The organism is Vibrio sp. D173a, assembly GCF_030248475.1.
Map to the genome: position 1 here is coordinate 1 of NZ_JAHGAH010000682.1, position 602 is coordinate 602.

At 39.0% G+C, this 602-nt stretch carries 1 pseudogene; it reads left to right on the top strand.

Annotation, left to right across the window (positions count from 1 at the left end):
• Window positions 1–400: 400 nt before the first annotated feature.
• Window positions 401–602: pseudogene (locus KIV40_RS28480) on the top strand (agglutination protein); the annotation flags it as partial.

The window sequence follows — 602 nt, forward strand, 5'->3', positions numbered from 1 at the left end:
TTACTCACTGCAATTTCCTTATTAACTCCTATACTTGTATCCGCCCAAACCGTGTTGGTTTGGGCTTTTTTTTATCTGTAGTTAGTAACTTTTAACTGTTTGAACCCATTCCTCACCTTTGATCACTCCTTTTAGAAATCCTCCATAAATCGACAGAGCAAGCTATTGAGATAATTAACAATAAAAAGTCGGAAATTTGTGTCCGTCAACAACGTGCAGTGCACCTTCTCGATCGTTATCACTCAGATCGCTGTACAGTATCCGCATTAACGTTAATTTTTTTATCTAAACTTCTCATTTTCCAAGCAAATGTCCTAAGCTTCGAATACAAGGTCAGTTTTTTCCAACCACCTGAACTTGTCATCATAAAGAGACAGTCAAAAGTAGAAGGAGAACTACTTTGAAATTGTTCAAATTATCTTTGTTGAGTTGCCTCATTGTAGCAACTCCTATTGGGGCACAAACGCTAGAACAATCAGTCGCTATAACACTTGCTACAAATCCAGAGCTGAAAAGCATCTTTAATGAGTTTGCGAGTGTACGAAGTCAAAACGATGCTGCAGGAGGCGCTTATCTTCCTAGCATCGATCTAGACGCCGGTA